Raw genomic sequence first — 22,196 nt, forward strand, 5'->3', positions numbered from 1 at the left:
TGCGAGTACGTGTTCCTATTCATTTTTAGCATGAATTGCATGTGAAATCAAAACTTTAGTTGTAGTACATAATAAATACAGTTATTTTACTTTCTTAATTACAAGTGGATATAGGATAAAGTTGATTTATCATCCTATATTAAAATAAAAAACAAACCACTGTTCGATTTGAATATTCCACGATATAATGGTGAGAGTTTATGACAGAATAAATATTTACATAAGAAGTGAGGTACTGTATGAAAAAAAGAACGACAGACATTATTTTTATTATTATTGGTGCATTTCTTTTTGCTTTAGGTGTCAATTTATTTGTTATCCCGAACGAGTTTGGTGAGGGTGGGGTAACAGGTATCACGATTATTACGTACTATTTATTTGAATGGTCACCAGGTTTAGTTAACTTAATTTTAAATGCGATTTTGTTAATAGTCGGTTATAAATTTTTAAATAAAATCACAACAATTTATACGATTATCGCTGTAGTGACTAACTCGCTATTTCTTCATTTAACAGAAGGCTGGACGATTGCTTCGGATGAAATGCTTGTAAATGCCATTTTCGGAGGAATATTTATCGGGTGTGGTATTGGTCTTATCATTCGCGTTGGCGGAACAACTGCAGGTACTACGATCTTAGCAAGGATGACACATAAATATTTAGGCTGGAGCATTAGCTACGGTCTACTGTTCTTCGATTTAATCGTTGCATTTTCATCTTATTTCATCATTGGTGCAGAAAAACTGATGATAACAATTATTATGCTATATGTAGCAACGAAAGTGATGGAATTTGTAATTGAAGGGTTAAATCCGAAGAAGGCTATTACGATTATTTCTGATAATCCAGATGAAATTGCCGGAAAGGTGACAACCTTAATGGGGAGAGGGGTTACTGTATATTCAGGGCATGGCTATTACACGAAAACGCCGAAGGAAATTCTTTATGTTGTTATTAATAAGCAAGAAGTAGTGAAGCTAAAGCGGATTGTTCAAACTACGGATCCGGCGGCGTTCATCGCTATACACGATGTTCGTGATGTGTTCGGAGAAGGATTTGTTGATATTTCGAAGGCTTAGAAATTGTTTTTGATTAAAATAATCTTAATACTAAAACGTAAGAATCTATTTTGAATAATCTTTTTTCAAAATAGATTCTTTTTCTTTTTCTTGCAAAAAATCCAATTGTTTCTTAATGTAGTGATGTAGAAGGATGAACGAGAGAGGGTTTAATGAAGATGATACATATTTTATTAGCTGATGATGATAAGCATATTAGAGAGTTGTTGCATTACCATTTACAAAAAGAGGGGTTTAAAGTTTTTGAAGCAGAAGATGGAAAGGTAGCGCAAGACGTTTTAGAGAAGGAAAATATTCATCTTGCGATCGTAGACATTATGATGCCGTTCGTTGATGGCTATACGTTATGTGAAGAAATCCGGAAGTATCATGATATACCAGTTATTTTATTAACGGCGAAAGATCAGTTAGTTGATAAAGAAAAAGGATTCATTTCTGGTACGGACGATTATATCGTAAAACCATTTGAACCAGCTGAAGTGATTTTCCGTATGAAAGCTTTATTACGACGTTATCAAATGCTAAGTGCAGATATTATTACGTTGCACGGAACGACAATTGATCGAAAAGGTGTAGAAGTAAAGTGTAACGGTCAAACAATTTTGCTTCCTTTAAAGGAATTTGAGTTATTATCACAACTTGCTAGTTATCCTGGAAGAACATTTTCAAGAGAAGAGCTAATTGAATTAGTATGGGGAATGGATTTTGAAGGAGATGAACGAACAGTTGATGTTCATGTGAAAAGGCTGCGAGATCGTTTCTCAAAACGAACGGAGGATTTTCAAATTACGACAGTGCGCGGCCTCGGGTATAAGTTGGAGTTGAAATAAGATGAAATCACTATATTCTAGATTTGTATTTATGACAGTCGGCATTATGCTACTTAGTAGTATTATCGGCTTTTTATTAACGAACGTATATTATCAAGTGAAGTTAAAACCATATAACAGTGAAAAGATTTTAAAGTATGCGGAAGAAGTTAAATCGTTATATGAAAAGCAAAGTGAAGAAAATCAAGAGGCGTACTTACATTCTATTGCAAAGTTAGGGTATGAAATTTATATTGTCGATGATCAAAAGAATGGAAAGCGTATCGGTAATGCGTTTCGTAAGACGTCTATTAGCGATGCTACTGTTCATAAAGTATTGCAAGGAGAAACGTTTAATGGTGTTTCTACATATCCAACGCGTCTCTTTATTACAGGGTTTTTCGATAATGAATTAATTAATAGCGTCGGTGTCCCAGTACAACACGGTGATAAACAGTACGCTTTATTCATTCGCCCTGACGTTCAACAACAATTCGGCGAGATGAGAATTTTTCTAGCGGTATTACTAGGGTTTATCGTACTATTAAGTATTATTTTTATAGCGATTGCAGCAGGTTACATCGTTCGCCCAATCCGTAAATTTACGAAGGCTACGCAAAAAATTGCGAGTGGGGAATATGAAATTGAATTAGATGTAAAACGAAAAGATGAAATAGGAACGTTATCTACAAGCTTCCAAAAGATGACGAAGAGTATTAAAGAACTAGATGAAATGAGACAAGAATTCGTTTCGAACGTTTCACATGAATTTCAGTCGCCACTTTCTTCCATACAAGGTTTTTCAAAAACGTTGCAAACAGAAAAGATGAGTGAGGAAGAAAGAAATCATTATTTACAAATTATTGAGGGCGAAAGTAAGCGAATGTCTAGTTTATGTAAACAGTTACTTACCCTTGCGTCATTAGATAAAGAAGAGAAGGTTCTACAAATAAGAGAATTCAATCTGCAGAAGCAAATTAAAGACGTCATTTTTATGCTTGAGTGGAAATGGCGGGAAAAAGATATCGCCGTTGAATTTGATGTGCCAGATATCACTATAAAAGGTGATGAAAACTTACTTCATCAAGTATGGAGTAACATTTTTACGAATAGCATTAAGTTTTCAAACGATGGTGGAACGATTGAGTTTTTCGTCGAAGAGTTAGAGTCTAGTGTCATTATTTCTATATCAGACAACGGAATCGGTATGGAAAAAGAAGAAATGGATCGTATTTTTGACCGTTTTTACAAAGTAGATACAGCAAGGACGAGAAACGTAGAAGGTAGCGGTTTAGGGTTGTCGATTGTGCAGAAGATTGTTGAACTGCATCATGGAAACGTTTCGGTGTATAGTACGAAGGGGGAAGGAACGACCGTTCGGGTGGAGCTTCCGAAATAGATGGAAAGAAAGAGGCTGTTTCGGAACGGCCTCTTTTTTGTCGTTTTATGTCGGTAAGTCGATATAATCGGAAAATCGCTGATATAATTTGAGTTGCGCCGATATATTTTGAAAATCGCCGATATAATTCTATTTGCGCTGATATATTTGAAAAATCGCTGATATAAATTTCACGTACTGTATTTCTGTTACAAAGCAGTATCTTTCACCCGTTCTTCCTTAAACTGAAGCTCAAAAGTATCCGCTGTAATTTCATCTGCTTTCGGCAAAGCCCGTAATTTCGGATGAAGTAGCCATACGAGGGAAATGAATAAAATCCCAATACTAGCAAGCGCGAAAATGAGTTGGCTACTATATACATTCGCAGTGTATCCGCCAATTAAAGAGCCAAGCGGCATAGCAATTGTGCCCATACTCCGTGTGACTGAATTGATGCGTCCAAGATATTGGTTTGGAATTACAATTTGACCAATAGTTGCAAATAATATGTTGGTCGCACCAATTGGTATCCAAGCTAAGCCGAATAAAAAAATGGATAACCATTGAAACGGTACAACCGTAGAGAGAAACCAAAAGAAAGTGCCAGTTGCAAAGCTAATAATGGAGACACGGCCAACATTATATTTACCAACCCATGAACTGAATAGTGCTCCAATTAAACAACCAGCGGATATAGCGGCTAAAAAGAAACCATATAATTTCACACCGCCTAAAGAATCAGCGAAAGAAGGGAGTATTGCCATCGTCATACCGATTGAAAAATTAGCGACAACGGAACCGATTAAGAAGACACCCATCAATGAACGAAAGACGATTGAAAAGCCTTCTTTTAAATCAGAGAAATATTGCTTTGTTGAAAGTGTTGTGTCTGCTTCAGTTTGTTTTGGCATTTTTAATGAAAAGAACAAAAGGGCAGTAATCGCGAATGTAAAGGAGTCGATCACATATAAAGTAATTGCGCCAAATAGTGCTACTAATATTCCAGAAAGAGTCGTACAAATTAAATCAATGCCTTGATATGCAAATGAAAAGAGTGAGTTTCCTTTTAATAATTGTGTTTTATGCAGTAGAAGTGGTAAAGCTTTCGATTGTGCGGGATAGGCGAATTGTTCGATAAAAGCTACGATGGGCATGATGATGAGTAGTAGGTGGACTGTTAGTAGGTCGAAGTAGTGTGTAATTGGAATGATTAAAATAAGAATGCATTGCAAAACTTGTGTGATGACGAGGGTGTTTTTTATTGACCATCTATCGACGAATGGACCAGTAAGAAATTGTAATGCAGAAGGTAATAACGTAAGGAAACCAGCCAATCCAGAATAAAAAGGATTACCACTTAATTTGTATACGAGCCACATTGCTGCTACATAATACAAGCTATCTCCTATGTTTGTAAAAATTCTCCCTAAAAATAATAAGAGGAAATTCCGGTTTTTTAATATGTCCACTTTATCTACTCCTTTATAATAATTTTATTCGGTAAAATAAAATTGACCGTCTCGGTAAAAAAAATCGTATTACGATTTTTCTTCTTTTTTAATAAATTGCTGCATTGTTCTCTCAGCGATTTGAAGTGCAGTAGTAGAAATATAATAAGGTTTGCTATTCGGATCTTTATCTGCACCTTTTGTGATTTCGTTTAATTCAGCCATTAATTCATAAAACTTTTTCACCCACACTTGAAATTGTTCTGGCGTAGCATCAAATTCCCAGCAGGATGAAACGTAATTCCACTTAGCTGGATCTTCACTTGCATTTTGTAATGTAAAAGCTTCTTCTGGTGCAGCGAGAATTTGGCTTTTCGTTCTTTCTATCATTTGTAAAAAGATTTGGCGACCTGATTCGCTTACTATCTCTAAATGAGGTAATAGATCTGTAGCAGGGGTGAAGCCTTTCGCGACAGATTGATAAAACTTTTGAATAATCCCATTCTTTTCCTCTGTATAAACGATCTCTATAAGACCATTCTTTTCTAATTCTTTTAAATGATAATGAATTTTCGCCCTTGAAATGCCGAATTTCTCAGATAGTAATTGTCCAGTATAAGGACGTTCGCATAGACGTATCATCATTTCGGCACGTAGTGGATCGCTTAATGCTTTTAGTTGGCTATAAGTAGTTAGTGTTAATACGGGCTTCAAAATGATCAACTCCTTAAATGAAATTACTCGGTCAATATTATTTGACTGAATTGTATCAAGGATTTCAATTATTTTCAATACTTTCTGAAAATTAAATCTTACCCTCTGTAATCTTCTGTTCATATTCCGTTCATATTTCTTTTTTATGATAAGTGCATAGAAAGAAAGAGGAAGGAGCGAGCGAAATGTTTTTAGCTCTGCGTGAATTAAAACAATCAAAATTACGATACGGATTAATCGGATTGATTATGGTGTTATTATCATTTTTAGTCCTTGTTATTTCAGGATTAGCAAATGGATTATCATATGATAATGCTTCATCGATTCAAAATATGGAGGCAAATAAGTTCGTTTTAGCAGATGATGCGGAAAATAAATTACTTCGTTCACAAATTAAGAAAGACGATGTAGATAACGTAGTAAATCAAGTAGGTGACAAAGAGGCAGTTCCGTTTCGTGTGAAAGTTTCAACATATGAAAAGAAAGATAGTTCGAAAAAGGTTGATATCGCTATTTTCTCAAGCGAACGAGATTCATTTTTAGAACCGAACATTGTAAAAGGTGAGAAATTAGGTACAGCAAACAACGAGATGGTTGCTGACGAATCAATTACAGAAAAAGGAATTGATATTGGAGATACAATTATCGATCCTGTTTCAAAGAAAGAATTTACAATCGTTGGATTTACGAAAGATCAAATGTTTAGCCATACACCAGTCGTTTATGTAAATGAAGACGTATGGGGATCTATTTCACAACCAAACCAAAAAGATTATAGTGCAATTGCACTTAACACAGATAAAGAGATTAAAAATGCACACGTAATTGACAAAAAAGAAGTGCTACAAAGTATTCCAGGATTTAAAGAAGAACAAGGAACATTAACGATGATCATTGCGTTCTTACTTGTTATCGCTGCATTACTAATCGGTGTATTCTTCTACGTTATTACACTGCAAAAAACACAGCAATTAGGTGTATTAAAAGCAATCGGTACAAAGAACTCGTATTTAGCAAATAGCTTAGTCGTACAGGCGTTATTCTTATCAGTCGTTGCGATGGTAATTAGTATCGTTCTTGTACAAGGGTTAGAACAAATTTTACCAGCGGGTATGCCGTTCTTATTAACAACACCGATGATTGCACAATACGCAGCAATCTTTATCGTAATTAGTATTTTAGGAACACTTATTTCGTTATACCAAGTATTAAAAGTTGATGCATTAGAAGCAATTGGAGGCGGGATGTAATGACTTCATTATTAAAATTAGACAAAGTAAGTAAAGTGTACGGAGAAGGGAATACGGAAGTAACAGCCCTTCATCCGATATCGCTTGATGTGAAAGCCGGAGAATTTATCGGAATCGTCGGTCCTTCTGGATCAGGGAAAAGTACGTTATTATCAATCGCGGGTGCATTATTATCACCATCAAAAGGGGATATTTACATTCGTGAGCAAAATATTACACAGTTATCAGAAAAGGAAATGACAGACATTCGTTTGAAAAAAATCGGCTTCATTTTCCAGTTTGCAAACCTTGTTCCATATTTAAATGTGAAAGAACAGTTACTTTACATTGCAAAGCTAAAAAAAGAAAGTAAACAAGAATCCGAAAAGCGTGCAGATCATTTATTAGCGGCATTTGGATTAGGAGAAAGAAAGAATCATTATCCAAATCAACTATCTGGCGGGGAAAAACAAAGGGTAGCAATCGCTCGTGCGTTCATGAACAACCCAGATTTAATATTAGCGGATGAGCCAACGGCAAGCTTAGACTCAAAACGCGCACGTGAAGTTGTTGAAATGATGAAACGCGAAGTGAAAGAGAGCCAAAAAGCAGCAATTATGATTACACATGATGAAAGAATGCTTGATGTATGTGATCGTATATTGACGCTTCGAGATGGACAGTTAATATAAAGAAAAAGGCCAACCGTATATGCGGTTGGCCTTTGTATCATTGTTTTTAATAAGTATAATGGCTTTATTTTGAGAATAACGTTTTAATTTTATTGCGTGTTATTAATAAAATCCCGCCTAATACAGATAGCATTCCTAGAGCCATATTGTTTGATTGCTCGCTACCAGCGTTAGGAAGTTCTTTAGCGTTATTGTTTTTAGTACTATTATCTGCTTGCGTTTGTTTAGACTGTGACACTTCATTAATCTTGTTATCAACATTTTGCTTCGTTGTATGTAACTCAGCTAATTTGTCGTCAATTTTTTTCTCAGTATGCTTAAAGTCGTTGATTTTAATATCTAAGTCTTGTTTTTTCTTTGTTAAATCGTCTGAAACAGTTTGTTTCGATTGTTTAATTTCGTTAATTTTATTTAGTAAATCTTCTCTAGCCTTTTGTAATTCAGCTAGTTTATTTTTTACATCTTGTTTAGCTAGTTCTAAGTTAGCGGAAAGACTGTCTAAATTGCCTTTAATTTTCTTAAGTTCCTCTAACGTGTTACCAGTATTCGGCTTGTTTTCTTTTAGTTCAGCGAGTTTGTCCTCAGCAGTTTGTTTCGCTTTCTTTAACTCAGCTAATTTTTCATCTACTTGTTTTTTAACTTCCTTAAGTTCATTAACCTTTTGATCAATGTTCTCTTTATGTTGCTTCATTTCATTCACTTTTTCATCGACAGTTTGTTTATGTTCTTTAATCTCATCCACTTTGTTATCGATATTTTGCTTATGTTCTTTTACTTCAGCAACTTTATCTTCTACTTGTTTTTTATGCTCTTTAATTTCAGCGATTTTATCTTCGGCGATTTGTTTGTCTTGCTGCAGTTTTGCATCTAGTTCTTGTTTATGCTGTTTAACTTCGTTAATTTTTTCATCAGCAACTTGTTTACGTTCATGTAGTTCATTCACCTTCGTATCAACATTTTCCTTAACCTTGTTAAGTTCATTTAATGTTTGATCCACGTTTTCTTTGTGTTGCTGCAATTTTGCATCTAACTCTTGTTTATGTTGCTTAATTTCAGCTAATCGATCTCCCGTACTTTGCTGAGGAGTAGCATCATTTACTTCCGCATGAGCAGGGTTCGCGCCAGCAATCATTGCTAAAGCTAGTGTAGACGCAGCGATTGTTTGTTTTGTTTTCATATTTTTGTACCTCTTTTCTTTCATATGCATGAACTGTTTTGTGTAAAAATGAGCATATAGAAGTAGATTATCTTATTATTATATACTATGTTAGGCGCTTAGAGGAAGGATTTGCATAATAATCTATGATTATGTAATTTTTATAATCTCTTATTTGGGGTAGGGAATAAATCTTTAGCTAGATGAACAATTTCTTCAATAGTAAAGCTTACATCTTTATTATTGCGAATAACAAACAAATAATCAGCCTCATTTTCTATAGGATCTACCACATCATCGTGAAGTGATTCAGTTTGTTGTCGATCAAATACTTCTTTGAAACTAGAATATCCACCTCTAAAAATATTGGTACTTCGCGTGCTTCGAGCCACTCTTTCTTAAAGTACATCATCTGGAATGTCAAAATGAACGAGTATGCGTACATATTCATTCTGTGGAAATAATTCGTTTAGTAAATATAACCTTCCATTTTTAATGCGATTGGAGTTACTAATGATAAGGTGTAAATTTGAATGTTCTTTCGCATAATCAACAATGAATTTTGAAAGACCGTGCTTAAATGTATTAGGGCCTTTAGCCGGCTGTAATTTTTCGTAATACGTGTTAATAAATTCAGCTTGATTATCTTGATCCATAACGAAAGAGTGGGGTAACTCTTTTTCTAATGCTCTTGCAAATGTAGTTTTTCCACTGTGTGTTTTTCCAACTGTAATGATGACTAATCTTTTCATGACGCCCTCCATTTGTATTGTTATGAACTGGAATATTCGGTGTAGATCGAAATCTTCCTGCTAGAGATTACACAAATTATTGGAGCGTTAGTAGGCTGAAAACTTGACAAAAAAACTTATTTATGCTATAATTTACCAATATAAAAATAAGGTGTATAATAGGGTTCTCCTGACCAGGGGAACCCTATTTTTGTTGTGAAAATGAAGGAGAGTGTATGTGCGTGAAACAAGGTGAAGCAAGTGTAACATCGTTAGTATCAGCTTTCAGCAGGGCATATCATAGTGAATTTGATAATCCGAAAATCTTTGATGATTATGTAGCTAAAGAGTTCATTTCGCCAAAAGAACGAATTAATATTGAAACGAATATGGTTCAAGGAATACATTTCTTCAATACAGACATTGCACAGCAGTTTCAAGATAATCCAAAAGAAATATTAAAATGGATTACGCAAGTTCAGTTATCACCAACACCTTTAGCACGTGCCGCATATTGTGAAAGAGTATTACTACATGAAATTACATTAGGAGCGAAACAATACGTTATACTCGGTGCGGGATTAGATACATTCAGTTTTAGACACCGAGAATTAGAAAATAAAATAGAAATATTTGAAGTGGATCATCCTTCTACGCAGGCGTTTAAGAAGGAAAGAATAAAAGAAGTAGAACTTGAAGTTCCAAATAACCTTCATTTTGTTTCAATGGATTTTACGAAAGGATTTTCCTATGAACAGTTACGCAATGAAGGATTTGAACATAAAAAGACTTTCTTTAGCCTTTTAGGTGTTACGTACTATTTAACGAAAGAGGAACTTGCTAGTTTATTAGAATGTTTATTCGAGATGGTTCCGACAGGTAGTTCTATCGTTTTTGATTATCCCGATGAAAATTTGTTTACGGAAAAGGGACTGTCCAATCGAGTTGAAAATATGGTGAAAATGGCTGCGGTAGGCGGAGAACCGATGAAATCATGTTATTCCTATGCTGAAATGGAAGCACTGTTAGAGAAGGCGGGCTTACTCATTTATGAGCATTTATCACCAGAGGATATTGATGTATTATATTTTGAAGGACGAAACGATTATTTAGAAGCTGTTGAGACAGTACATTATGTACATGCGGTAAAAAGGTAGGAAATTAGTAGGCATGGGGAGGAATCTCTGTGTCTTTTTTTATAAAAAAGGAAATGAGCTGTAGTGGTGGAAAATATAATTATAAATATATAATATCTATAAATTAATGTTTTGTAGAAACTAAAGGAAAGGGGTAATAGAAGATGTTGAAATTACAAGGGAAATACAATGAAGCAAAAGTGTTTACTACGAATGTAGAAAAAACTGCAGCAGGTCAAATTATTGATCTTTGTAACCAACAATTCGTAAAGGATAGCAAGATCCGTATTATGCCAGATACACATGCGGGCGCAGGTTGTACGATTGGGACAACAATGACAATTCAAGATAAGATTGTTCCTAATTTAGTCGGGGTTAACTAATCGGCTCAGACTTTAAACTACTCACTCAATTGACTGGGAACCCTAACGATAAAAGGCGAGGGCAATCAGCAGCCAGTGGTTATGGTGACATAATCGAATGGTTCAGAGACTTGTACCATGTTAGCAGACTAAGGTACAGAATTATTCCTCATCCATTTTGAGTTGAAGAGGAATAATTAATACGGTGAGCCTACAGTAGAGACTGCATATCTTGATGACTGTAGAGAAGGTATAGTCCACTCTTTCAGGAAACTGAGAGGTAAGTACGATATTGGTTGTGGCATGGAAGTTGTTATGATTAATAAGAAAAAAGAGGAAATCAACTTCGATCACTTAGACGAAACGATACGTAAATTTGTCCCAAGTGGTTTTCGTATTCGGGATAAGGAACATAGATTTTCAAAAATGATAGATTTTGATAGTGTAAGAGCCCCGTTTACATTGCAACGTGCTCAAAAAAGTATTGGTACGCTTGGAGGGGGCAATCATTTTGTCGAACTGAATGAGGATGATAAAGGAAATGTATACATTGTCATTCATAGTGGTTCGCGTAATTTAGGGAAACAAGTAGCAGAGTATTATCAAAACTTTGCTTACGAGCAACTTATAAACGTTAAATCTATTAAAGAAGAAATCATTGAACGTTTAACGAAAGAAGGTAGACAACAAGAAATACATGAAGCTTTACGTGAAATTAAGAAACCGGTGATTCGCAAAGAATTAGCTTATTTAGAAGGACAAGGATTTAAAGATTACATGAATGATATGAAAATTGCTCAACAATATGCGGAATTAAATCGTAAAGCAATGATTGATGAAATCGTCACTAAAATGGATTGGAAAGTAACAGATCAATTCACTACAATCCATAACTACATCGATATGGACAATATGATTCTAAGAAAAGGTGCTATTTCAGCTCAGAAAGATGAACGAGTAATCATTCCAATTAATATGAGAGACGGTTCTATCATTGCATTTGGTAAAGGAAATCCAGATTGGAACTTTTCTGGCCCTCATGGAGCAGGACGTATTATGAGCCGTAAGAAGGCGAAAGAAGTACTTAACTTAGAGGATTTTCAAAATACAATGACAGAGGTTTGGACTACATCTGTTGCAGAAAGTACTTTAGATGAAGCACCAATGGTATATAAGCCAATGGATGAGATTGTTGAGAATACAAAGGACGCAATTGATATTAAACATATTATTAAGCCGATTTATAATTTTAAGGCTAATTAAAAGAGGAGTAACGTTTATTAAATGAAGAGAACTTGAAAAGAGAGCGTATTTTGTGGCGGTTATATAACAAAGATTAAAAAGACAACATATCAAACGAAGAGATTCATCATATTCATTTACATTTATGTAATGTTAAAGACTAGAAAGCTAGATTGGCGCGAATCGCTAATTGTGGAGTGTGAAAAAAAGACAAAATCTCTTAAAAAACACTTAATTTTTTACTCCATCTATCTTTACAATCCCTCTTTATAATGTGAATTGGACAAGCACCTAAGAGAAAGCAGAATATGTCAGTTTGTACTTTCTATTATTAGGGGGGAGAATTTGTATGAAAAAGACAGTTGCTTCGTTAGCAGTTATGGCGGCATTATTACCGACATTTTCAGCACATGCGGAAGGGAAAGAGCAAGTTCGAAAATCAGCTACAACTTTTAATGTTATTAGTGACATTCAAGGTGATTTAGGAGATTTTGATCACGTATTAAAAGATATGAATAAAGTAACGCCACTTTCTAGAGCGCTTATTATGAATGGGGATATAACGTCGACTGGACAACAGTCACAATATGATGATGTAAAGCGTGTGTTAAATAAAAATAAGCATCCAGAAAATGTATGGTCTACTGTTGGGAATCATGAGTTTTATGCTGGTAAATGGACAGCAGATGGGAAACTCTCTCAAAGTACATGGCCAAATGGTGTAACTGAGGAAACTTTATTTAACCGCTATCTGAAATTTAGTGGACAAGAAAAGGTATATCATAAAAAAGAATTAGATGGCTATCCACTTTTATTTTTAGGAACTGAAAAATATATGAAATACCACGATTCAAAAATGTGGGATGAAGTATATATGAGTGATGAGCAATTAGGTTGGTTAAAACAAAATTTAGAAGAGTATAGTCAAAAAGATAAAAATAAACCAATCTTTATTTTCTCTCATCACGTTTTACCTGATACAGTATCTGGATCAAGACAATCACCATATTTACAAGATTATTTAAACGTGGATAAATTGTACGATATATTAAAAGACTATCCGCAAGTTGTTTTCTTCACGAGTCATACGCATTGGGATTTAAACTTACCGGACTGGGCTGGTAAAAAGAAAATTAAAGGTGGAGATGAAAAAGGTTTCACTGTTGTAAATACGGGCGGGATTGAAACAGGCTGGATGTCAGCAGGACCAAATGGAGGAGAGAAAACTGCTCCAGATGGCTATTCATTTAAACAAGGGTTACAAGTAAAAGCATATGGTAACGATGTAATTGTGACAGCTTACGATTACAAACGTGATAAGGATATAAAGAAGTTATTAATTAGTGATTCAAAAATTGCGCAGATGGCACCAAATGTAACGGCAGATGATAGTGAAAATATAATTGTCGGTGCAACTGAATATATGGAGTATTCTATAGAAGGAACGAATGAGTGGCATACGTATAGTAAAGCAAACCCTCCGAAATTTGATGGGGATAAAGTCGTATACGTACGCCATAAAGGTGAAATGAATTTAGAGCCGGGATTAACACAGTTACTTCGTTTTTCGGTAAATAAGTGATTGGAGGGAGTCTGCATTTGAATGTGTAGGCTCTTTTTTTGTTGATGAGAAAGGGGTTGCCTGTCTGTCGTTTTTTGTCGATAGATCGATATATTAAGAAAATCGTTGATATACTGCAAGTTACGATCGATATATTTGAAAAATCGTTGATATATTGTAAGTAATGAACGATATATTTAAAAAATCGTTGATATAAATTTCATGTACCGTAATTAAGTTAAAATCATTAATACGGTTTTACTTATCAAAATGAAATTCTAATACATTTTTAACCGAGAAAGATGACTTCACCATTTTTACGTGTAATAATAGTAACGTTACATATATTGTGAAAGAAGTACAAAAGGAGCGTTACAATGAATTTAGCTAAATTCCCGAGGAAAAAATATACAGAATCATATACACCAATTGAAAAGTTAAACAACTTTTCTGAAGCACTTGGTGGCCCGACTATTTATTTTAAACGAGATGATTTACTTGGTTTAACAGCTGGTGGCAATAAGACGAGAAAATTAGAATTTTTAGTTGCAGATGCACAGGAAAATGGTGCAGATACGTTAATTACAGCTGGTGGTATTCAGTCAAATCATTGCCGCCTGACACTTGCTGCTGCGGTAAAAGAAAAAATGAAATGTATCCTTGTATTAGAGGAAGGGCTTGAGCCAGAAGAGAAGAGAGACTTTAACGGGAACTATTTCTTATATCACTTATTAGGTGCTGAAAATGTAATTGTTGTACCGAACGGAGCAGACCTGATGGAAGAAATGCATAAAGTAGCAAAAGAAGTAAGTGAAAAAGGGAATACACCATATGTAATTCCAGTTGGTGGATCAAACCCTACGGGCGCTATGGGATACGTTGCTTGTGCGCAAGAAATTATGGCGCAATCATTTGAGCAAGGAATTGATTTCAGTTCAGTTGTTTGTGTAAGTGGTAGCGGCGGTATGCATGCTGGGTTAATTACTGGTTTTTCTGGAACACAAAGCCATATTCCTGTAATCGGGATTAACGTAAGTAGAGGAAAAGCTGAGCAAGAAGAGAAAGTAGCAAAACTTGTAGATGAAACTTCAGCACATGTTGGTATTCCAAACTTTATCTCGCGCGACGCTGTTACGTGCTTTGATGAATATGTAGGACCAGGCTATGCGTTACCAACGCCGGAAATGGTAGAGGCAGTTCAGTTACTTGCGAAAACAGAAGGTATTTTACTTGATCCAGTGTATACAGGTAAGGCAGTAGCGGGATTAATCGACTTAATTAGAAAAGGTAAATTTAATAAGGAAGACAATATTTTATTCGTACATTCAGGTGGTTCACCAGCTTTATATGCGAATACTTCTTTATTTGCGTAAGTGTAAAAAGCATTGGGTATCCAATGCTTTTTTTGTTATATACTGGAATTACCGAGAGGTAGGAGGATGATATGAATTCAAATTTAAAATGGATTATATATACGGCACTCGGCATTTCTATTCTATTAATCTTATTTGCGGCTTATGGGGTGTATTCTTATTTTACATTTTAAAAGCGTAATGGAAGTGAACCATAATGTAATGTATGTTATAGTTTGATATGTTAATTACTTACAATACTTTCTACAAGGAGAATACATAATGAGAGCAAAGAAACTAGTAACGTTAGCAGTTCCATTTATGCTGTTAGTCGGATGCGAGGTAGGAGATAAAGATTCTACTCATAAGACTGAGCAAACTAGTAAAGCAATAACGAAAACAGTAATTTCTGAACAACAGTATCCGTACTACATATGTGAGCAAGTGGTAGAGTTCCAATTTAAGAAGGATGAACTATTACTAAACTTAGGAGAATCCTTAAAGGACAAAGAAAAAGCAAAAGCTGTTTTAAAAACATCAAACGAGATAGATAAAATTTTAGACAATATGGAACACATAAAAGTACCTGATACATACAAAGACATTCACAAATCCATACAAGAAGGGGTAACAGAGGCAAGAAAAGCAACGAAGTTAATTAAGGACGCTGGTAAAGAAGATAAACAGAAGATTCAAGAAGCTACAATGAAAGGTACTGAATTTTTATCAGGTGTAGACGGAGAGCATTGGAAAAAAGCAATTTATGAGTTATCACAGGAAAACAAAGATGCTTATAGTAAGGCACTTGATAAGAAAGTAAAGGAGCACTCAAAGTAAAACGGTAACTTGTAACAATACATATCTACCTAAAATTTCCGCGAATGCTATGCTAGGAAGTTAGGTGGGAGATTACTGTCCTTAAATGTGGTTGATTAAAGCTACAGCCACATTCTCCTGTTCTAATTAACTAAAAGAAGAACTTCCCCATCCCGATTAGACTACTGATCATTCCTATTCCACTCATGGTGCCTTTTCCTGCTGTAAGTAAGTTTCCAAGCATTCCTAGCTGACCGTTACCTCCGTTATTTCCCCATCCCATTGGGGCCCACGGACCACCCCATCCTGGAGAGTTTCCGAAAATACCCCCGTTATTGGTATTGAATTTAAAAGCCTTAGCTGGCGGCGATAGTAAAGCTGCGAGATGACCTTGTGCGAACATCCCTGTATGATTGAATGGTTGCGCCCAGGGGAAGGGAGGTTTTTGAAAATTAAAACCTGCATGACCTGGTAATGGAGTCCAATTAGCAGGGTGACCTTGTGGTAGTATCTCTGCATAATTAATTGGCTGCTGCCCCCAAGAGAAGGGAGGAGGTTGGGGATTGAACCCCGTATAATTGGCTGATGAATCCCAACTAACTGGATAGACTCGGTAACTCCAATTCTCAGGAATCTTCAAATCATTCATTACCTCAGATGTAGTTATTTCGGACTGTGAATATAATGAAATTTGGTTATTATATTGTTGCCCATTTCCCTGTGAATTCAAATACCAATATTGGTCCATACGCTTATTCTCCTCACTTTAAAAATGTAATGTTAGACTTAGCCTATGTAATATTCCTTTTTATGGATGGTTACATAACTAGATCTACAAGCCTGTATTTAAAGGAATGGGTGCGTGGTCTTTTTGGTTTTTCTCGCTGCCTGTAAAATTCCCATTGATTTAAAGCTTCACTTTATTTTAGAAGGGGATTTTCAGTTGCTTATTTTGTGTATTTCAGCCTAATTTAAATTCCGTTAACAAACATTTTTATAAAGGTTTAATCAACAAAAAGATTTTAAAATGGTATGTTGAGCAAGTGGAATTGCTAAAAAGAGAATATCCATTCGAAGAGTTTGGCAAAATACTGCAAGGGTAATATTTTCTTGTGCAAATATGTAAACGATTTAAACGAATCAATGAAATTTATAATGAAGGGGCAATTAAATATATGAGTGAAACATTACATAAAAGAAAACCACCATATGTAATGCTTGTAATCCTTTTTATTGGGGCATTTGTTTCATTTCTAAATAACTCCCTTTTAAATGTAGCCTTGCCATCAATAATGAAAGATTTAAACATTCAAGATTATTCAACGATCCAGTGGCTTTCTACAGGGTATATGCTTGTAAGTGGTATATTAATTCCGGCCTCAGCATTTTTAATAACGCGTTTCTCGAATAGGAGCCTATTTATTACATCTATGGTGATTTTTATTCTTGGTACTGCCTTAGCGGCTGTGGCACCTAACTTTGGTTTATTACTTACTGGTCGGATGGTTCAAGCGGCAGGCTCTTCAGTTATGGGACCTTTGTTAATGAATATTATGCTAGTAAGCTTTCCAAGAGAAAAAAGGGGAACAGCAATGGGGATTTTTGGACTAGTTATGATTACAGCTCCAGCAATTGGGCCGACACTATCAGGTTATATTGTAGAGTATTATGACTGGCGTTTGCTTTTTGAAATGATTTTACCGTTAGCAATCATTAGCTTACTGTTAGGGATTTGGAAATCTGAGAATGTCATGAAACAAAACAAAAATGCAAAACTTGATTATCTCTCATTACTATTATCTTCTGTCGGTTTTGGCGGTTTGTTATATGGATTCAGTTCTGCAAGCTCCGATGGTTGGACAAATAAAGTTGTCTTAACAACCTTAATCATAGGCGCTATTGCCCTAATTGCTTTCATTATTCGTCAATTAAAAATGGATGAGCCGTTATTGGATTTACGTGTTTACAAGTACCCAATGTTTGCACTTGCGTCTGTAATTGCAATTGTCAACGCGGTGGCCATGTTTTCGGGTATGATTTTAACACCAGCTTATGTACAAAACGTCCGTGGTATTTCGCCGCTGAGCTCTGGGCTGATGATGCTTCCAGGTGCGGTAATAATGGGGATTATGTCACCAATTACAGGTAAACTATTTGATAAATATGGTCCTCGGATTCTTGGCATAGTGGGGCTTTCCATTACAGCTGTTTCAACGTATATGTTGGCAAGTCTGCAAATTGACTCTAGTCACACACATATTATTCTTATCTACACACTGCGGATGTTTGGGATGGCGATGGTTATGATGCCACTTATGACAAATGGTCTTAATCAATTGCCAACTCGCTTAAATCCGCACGGTACAGCTGTTAATAATACAGCTCAACAAGTGTCCGGTTCGATTGGTACTGCTATTCTTGTTACGATTATGAATTCTGTAACAAAAACGAAAGCTGAAAGTTTAATGTCTCATATAGATCCAACAACCTTCACAGAAACTACGAAGGCAATAGTAACTCAGAAAGCTTTATTATCTGGAATTCAATATTCATTTTATGTAGCGCTTGGCATGAATGTTGTTGCACTACTACTAGTTTTTTTCGTTAAACGTGTAGATACAAGTGCGGAAGCTGTCGAGAAGTTAAATCGGTAGAGAAGAATAAAACCTTAGATAATGATTCCTACAAGTTTTTTACTGCTAAGGCGCCAGTATTTAAAATGGGAAAAGAACTGAAAGAAGCAGTGACATAATTATGTAGTGAAAGAGGACCTGATGTTCATATCAGGTCCTCTTTCATTAGTAACACGGTATATTTGCTTATCGTATTGCTTTAACTAAACTACTGATTTTTCGAATACTACAATCTTAAGAGCGTCAACTTCTCTATTTTGGGGTGTTTTAGAAGAAAATGAATCAAAATAATCGTTTTTATAAACAAATACAAGAGATGAGATCCATTTGCAATTTCTCATAAACATTACAAGTTTAGATTATCTTTTAACACCAACATTAAAAGGCTCCAACTATATTTATTCGCTTCATTTTAATTTAGTATTTTTCTACAAGTTATAAATCTAATTGCCAAGCTTATACGTAATATCATAATCATGAATAGTTAGGGAAAAGATAAAATAAGGTAATCAATTACATATCTTTATCCCAGGCGATTAGTTGCTATTTCCTCTTTATTAAATGGGATATGTTATTTCATGCTTTTTTGAAAGGGTGTTTTAAATGGAAAAAAAAGTATCTGCCATTCCTCAGCCGAAAACATATGGACCGCTGGGTAATCTCCCATTAATCGATAAAGATAAACCGACCCTATCCTTTATCAAGATAGCGGAAGAGTATGGTCCCATTTTTCAAATTCAAACTTTAAGTGATACCATTATTGTCGTTTCCGGACATGAACTGGTAGCAGAAGTCTGTGACGAAACACGGTTCGATAAAAGTATAGAGGGTGCTTTAGCAAAAGTTCGCGCCTTTGCTGGAGACGGATTATTTACAAGCGAGACTCACGAGCCTAACTGGAAAAAAGCTCATAATATTTTGATGCCTACATTTAGCCAACGGGCAATGAAAGATTACCATGCTATGATGGTTGATATTGCTGTACAACTCGTTCAAAAATGGGCACGGCTTAATCCGAATGAAAACGTGGATGTTCCGGAGGATATGACTCGTCTTACGTTAGATACAATTGGTCTATGTGGTTTTAATTACCGATTTAATAGCTTTTATCGTGAGACCCCTCATCCTTTTATTACTAGCATGACCCGTGCTCTAGATGAGGCGATGCACCAATTGCAGCGGCTGGATATAGAAGACAAACTTATGTGGAGAACGAAACGTCAATTTCAGCATGATATCCAATCTATGTTTTCTTTAGTAGATAATATTATTGCTGAACGTAAAAGTAGTGGAGATCAGGAAGAAAATGATTTACTTTCCCGTATGTTAAATGTGTCAGATCCGGAAACTGGTGAAAAATTAGATGATGAAAACATTCGTTTCCAAATTATCACTTTTTTAATAGCTGGGCATGAGACAACAAGTGGATTGTTATCTTTTGCAATTTACTTTTTATTAAAGAATCCGGATAAATTGAAAAAAGCCTATGAAGAAGTAGACCGTGTTTTGACAGATCCTACTCCAACATACCAACAAGTTATGAAACTGAAGTATATACGGATGATTTTAAATGAATCACTGCGTCTATGGCCTACCGCTCCAGCATTCAGTCTCTATGCAAAAGAAGATACAGTGATTGGCGGGAAATACCCAATTAAGAAAGGAGAAGATCGTATTTCTGTTCTTATTCCACAGCTACATAGGGATAAAGATGCATGGGGAGACAATGTGGAAGAATTCCAACCTGAACGATTTGAAGAGCTGGATAAGGTTCCTCATCATGCTTATAAGCCATTTGGAAATGGCCAGAGAGCATGTATCGGTATGCAATTTGCACTTCATGAAGCCACTCTTGTAATGGGAATGCTTCTTCAACATTTTGAATTAATTGATTATCAAAACTATCAGCTGGACGTAAAACAAACATTAACGCTAAAGCCCGGTGATTTTAAGATTAGGATTCTACCCCGAAAACAAACTATTAGCCATCCTACTGCTCTTGCACCTACAGAAGACAAGCTGAAAAACGATGAAATTAAGCAGCACGTTCAGAAGACACCTTCTATTATTGGGGCCGATAATCTTTCACTTCTTGTTCTGTATGGCTCGGATACAGGGGTAGCAGAAGGTATTGCAAGAGAATTAGCGGATACAGCTAGTTTAGAAGGGGTTCAAACGGAAGTGGTAGCTCTTAACGATCGAATTGGAAGTTTGCCAAAAGAAGGAGCGGTACTTATTGTGACTTCTTCTTATAATGGAAAACCACCAAGTAATGCAGGGCAGTTTGTGCAATGGTTGGAGGAACTAAAACCGGATGAGCTAAAAGGTGTTCAATACGCAGTTTTTGGTTGTGGAGATCATAATTGGGCTAGTACCTATCAACGGATTCCAAGATACATTGATGAGCAGATGGCTCAAAAAGGAGCAACAAGATTTTCTAAACGCGGAGAAGCAGATGCAAGTGGTGATTTCGAGGAACAGCTTGAGCAATGGAAACAAAGTATGTGGTCTGATGCAATGAAGGCATTTGGATTGGAGCTCAACAAAAATATGGAAAAAGAGCGCAGTACTTTGAGTTTGCAATTTGTCAGTCGTCTTGGAGGATCTCCTCTTGCACGAACATATGAAGCAGTTTATGCATCTATACTAGAAAATCGTGAACTCCAATCATCCAGTAGTGATAGAAGTACACGACATATCGAGGTATCCTTGCCAGAAGGCGCTACATATAAAGAAGGAGACCACCTTGGAGTGTTGCCAGTTAATAGCGAGAAAAATATCAACCGAATTTTAAAACGTTTTGGATTAAATGGGAAGGATCAAGTTATACTGAGTGCAAGTGGACGAAGTATAAATCACATACCTTTAGACAGTCCTGTTAGTTTATTGGACCTTCTTAGTTATAGTGTTGAAGTTCAAGAAGCAGCCACTCGAGCACAAATACGAGAAATGGTAACATTCACAGCATGTCCTCCTCATAAAAAAGAATTGGAAGCATTATTAGAAGAAGGAGTTTACCATGAACAAATACTAAAGAAACGGATTTCAATGTTGGACCTTCTTGAAAAGTATGAGGCTTGTGAAATCCGATTTGAACGCTTTTTAGAACTTCTTCCTGCGCTCAAACCGCGTTACTATTCTATTTCAAGCTCTCCACTCGTTGCACAGAATCGTCTGAGCATTACGGTCGGTGTTGTTAATGCGCCTGCATGGAGTGGGGAAGGGACATATGAAGGAGTCGCTTCTAATTACTTAGCTCAGCGTCATAATAAAGATGAGATTATCTGTTTCATTCGAACGCCACAATCAAACTTTGAATTACCTAAAGATCCAGAAACACCAATTATTATGGTTGGGCCAGGTACTGGAATTGCACCATTCCGTGGATTCTTGCAAGCGCGTCGTGTTCAAAAGCAAAAAGGTATTAACTTAGGAGAAGCACATCTATATTTTGGTTGTCGTCATCCTGAAAAAGATTATCTTTATCGTACAGAACTAGAAAATGATGAAAGAGATGGATTAATCTCTTTACACACAGCTTTTTCTCGTCTAGAGGGACATCCAAAAACATATGTACAGCATTTAATAAAACAAGATAGAATCAATTTAATTTCGTTATTAGATAATGGAGCTCATCTTTATATATGTGGTGATGGAAGTAAAATGGCTCCGGATGTAGAAGATACCCTTTGTCAAGCATATCAAGAAATTCATGAAGTCAGTGAACAAGAAGCAAGAAATTGGTTGGATCGTGTGCAAGATGAAGGGCGATATGGAAAAGATGTTTGGGCTGGTATATGACTGTTTCTTAATTAGATACATATTAACTAATGAACTTCTTTCGAATAAATTTGACTT

16 protein-coding genes and 2 pseudogenes are annotated in these 22,196 nt (G+C 35.7%); 13 read left to right on the plus strand and 5 right to left on the minus strand.

Going from position 1 to position 22,196, the window contains the following annotated elements:
* The first annotated feature begins 239 nt into the window (after positions 1-239).
* The 3 genes from HMPREF1014_RS08555 (at position 240) to HMPREF1014_RS08565 (ending at position 3,287) form a co-directional block, all read left to right on the plus strand.
* Positions 240-1,079 (plus strand): YitT family protein, encoded by an 840-nt coding sequence (locus HMPREF1014_RS08555; RefSeq protein WP_000747492.1) that lies wholly within the window; start codon positions 240-242, stop codon positions 1,077-1,079.
* A gap of 152 nt (positions 1,080-1,231) precedes the next feature.
* Positions 1,232-1,909 carry a response regulator transcription factor gene (locus tag HMPREF1014_RS08560; protein ID WP_009326701.1) on the plus strand — a complete coding sequence of 226 codons (678 nt, stop codon included), beginning with the start codon at positions 1,232-1,234 and terminating at the stop codon, positions 1,907-1,909.
* Position 1,910: 1 nt separating this feature from the next.
* On the plus strand, positions 1,911-3,287 hold the full coding sequence (locus HMPREF1014_RS08565; RefSeq protein WP_000839491.1) for a sensor histidine kinase: 1,377 nt from the start codon (positions 1,911-1,913) through the stop codon (positions 3,285-3,287).
* A gap of 188 nt (positions 3,288-3,475) precedes the next feature.
* Here the strand turns inward: HMPREF1014_RS08565 and HMPREF1014_RS08570 are convergent, their stop codons facing one another.
* Both HMPREF1014_RS08570 and HMPREF1014_RS08575 read right to left on the minus strand, forming a co-directional pair.
* Positions 3,476-4,735, minus strand: coding sequence for an MFS transporter (locus HMPREF1014_RS08570; protein ID WP_000353362.1), 1,260 nt, complete (start codon positions 4,733-4,735; stop codon positions 3,476-3,478).
* A gap of 69 nt (positions 4,736-4,804) precedes the next feature.
* Positions 4,805-5,428: an ArsR/SmtB family transcription factor gene (locus HMPREF1014_RS08575; RefSeq protein ID WP_000805789.1), complete on the minus strand. Its 624-nt coding sequence runs from the start codon at positions 5,426-5,428 to the stop codon at positions 4,805-4,807.
* 185 nt (positions 5,429-5,613) lie between these two features.
* Here HMPREF1014_RS08575 and HMPREF1014_RS08580 point away from each other — a divergent pair, with 185 nt between their 5' ends.
* Together HMPREF1014_RS08580 and HMPREF1014_RS08585 are read left to right on the plus strand one after the other, a co-directional pair.
* On the plus strand, positions 5,614-6,678 hold the full coding sequence (locus HMPREF1014_RS08580; RefSeq protein WP_000477745.1) for an ABC transporter permease: 1,065 nt from the start codon (positions 5,614-5,616) through the stop codon (positions 6,676-6,678).
* Positions 6,678-7,349: an ABC transporter ATP-binding protein gene (locus HMPREF1014_RS08585; protein WP_000202597.1), complete on the plus strand. Its 672-nt coding sequence runs from the start codon at positions 6,678-6,680 to the stop codon at positions 7,347-7,349. Before HMPREF1014_RS08580 ends, HMPREF1014_RS08585 begins: the two co-directional genes overlap by 1 nt.
* A 64-nt stretch (positions 7,350-7,413) precedes the next feature.
* On the opposite strand, the gene HMPREF1014_RS08590 is transcribed toward HMPREF1014_RS08585, so the two are convergent.
* Positions 7,414-8,526, minus strand: coding sequence for an LPXTG cell wall anchor domain-containing protein (locus tag HMPREF1014_RS08590; RefSeq protein ID WP_000851002.1), 1,113 nt, complete (start codon positions 8,524-8,526; stop codon positions 7,414-7,416).
* A 140-nt stretch (positions 8,527-8,666) separates the two neighbouring features.
* Positions 8,667-9,257: pseudogene (locus tag HMPREF1014_RS08595) on the minus strand (AAA family ATPase).
* Between the two features lie 215 nt (positions 9,258-9,472).
* On the opposite strand from HMPREF1014_RS08595, the gene HMPREF1014_RS08600 reads away from it, so the two are divergent.
* The 6 genes and pseudogenes from HMPREF1014_RS08600 to HMPREF1014_RS08630 all read left to right on the plus strand — a co-directional run bounded on the left by HMPREF1014_RS08600 (position 9,473) and on the right by HMPREF1014_RS08630 (position 15,726).
* Positions 9,473-10,393 (plus strand): class I SAM-dependent methyltransferase, encoded by a 921-nt coding sequence (locus tag HMPREF1014_RS08600; protein ID WP_009326702.1) that lies wholly within the window; start codon positions 9,473-9,475, stop codon positions 10,391-10,393.
* Positions 10,394-10,536: 143 nt separating this feature from the next.
* Positions 10,537-10,752: pseudogene (locus tag HMPREF1014_RS08605) on the plus strand (RtcB family protein); the annotation flags it as partial.
* 285 nt (positions 10,753-11,037) lie between these two features.
* Entirely contained in the window at positions 11,038-11,997 is a 960-nt protein-coding gene (locus tag HMPREF1014_RS08610; RefSeq protein WP_000454388.1) for an RtcB family protein, read from the plus strand.
* 328 nt (positions 11,998-12,325) lie between these two features.
* Positions 12,326-13,558, plus strand: a complete 1,233-nt coding sequence (locus tag HMPREF1014_RS08615; RefSeq protein ID WP_000754282.1) for a DUF4073 domain-containing protein — start codon at positions 12,326-12,328, stop codon at positions 13,556-13,558.
* 356 nt (positions 13,559-13,914) lie between these two features.
* On the plus strand, positions 13,915-14,910 hold the full coding sequence (gene cuyA / locus HMPREF1014_RS08620; protein ID WP_001046614.1) for a D-cysteate sulfo-lyase: 996 nt from the start codon (positions 13,915-13,917) through the stop codon (positions 14,908-14,910).
* 261 nt (positions 14,911-15,171) lie between these two features.
* Positions 15,172-15,726 (plus strand): hypothetical protein, encoded by a 555-nt coding sequence (locus HMPREF1014_RS08630; RefSeq protein WP_001201801.1) that lies wholly within the window; start codon positions 15,172-15,174, stop codon positions 15,724-15,726.
* 130 nt (positions 15,727-15,856) lie between these two features.
* On the opposite strand, the gene HMPREF1014_RS08635 is transcribed toward HMPREF1014_RS08630, so the two are convergent.
* On the minus strand, positions 15,857-16,453 hold the full coding sequence (locus HMPREF1014_RS08635; RefSeq protein WP_000373145.1) for a hypothetical protein: 597 nt from the start codon (positions 16,451-16,453) through the stop codon (positions 15,857-15,859).
* 427 nt (positions 16,454-16,880) lie between these two features.
* Here HMPREF1014_RS08635 and HMPREF1014_RS08640 point away from each other — a divergent pair, with 427 nt between their 5' ends.
* Complete coding sequence (locus HMPREF1014_RS08640; protein ID WP_000005138.1) at positions 16,881-18,359, plus strand: DHA2 family efflux MFS transporter permease subunit; 1,479 nt, start codon at positions 16,881-16,883, stop codon at positions 18,357-18,359.
* A 582-nt stretch (positions 18,360-18,941) separates the two neighbouring features.
* On the plus strand, positions 18,942-22,139 hold the full coding sequence (gene cypD / locus HMPREF1014_RS08645) for a bifunctional P-450/NADPH--P450 reductase (RefSeq protein ID WP_000412771.1): 3,198 nt from the start codon (positions 18,942-18,944) through the stop codon (positions 22,137-22,139).
* The last annotated feature ends 57 nt before the right edge of the window (positions 22,140-22,196 follow it).

The organism is Bacillus sp. 7_6_55CFAA_CT2 (assembly GCF_000238655.1).
Classification (GTDB): domain Bacteria; phylum Bacillota; class Bacilli; order Bacillales; family Bacillaceae_G; genus Bacillus_A; species Bacillus_A cereus.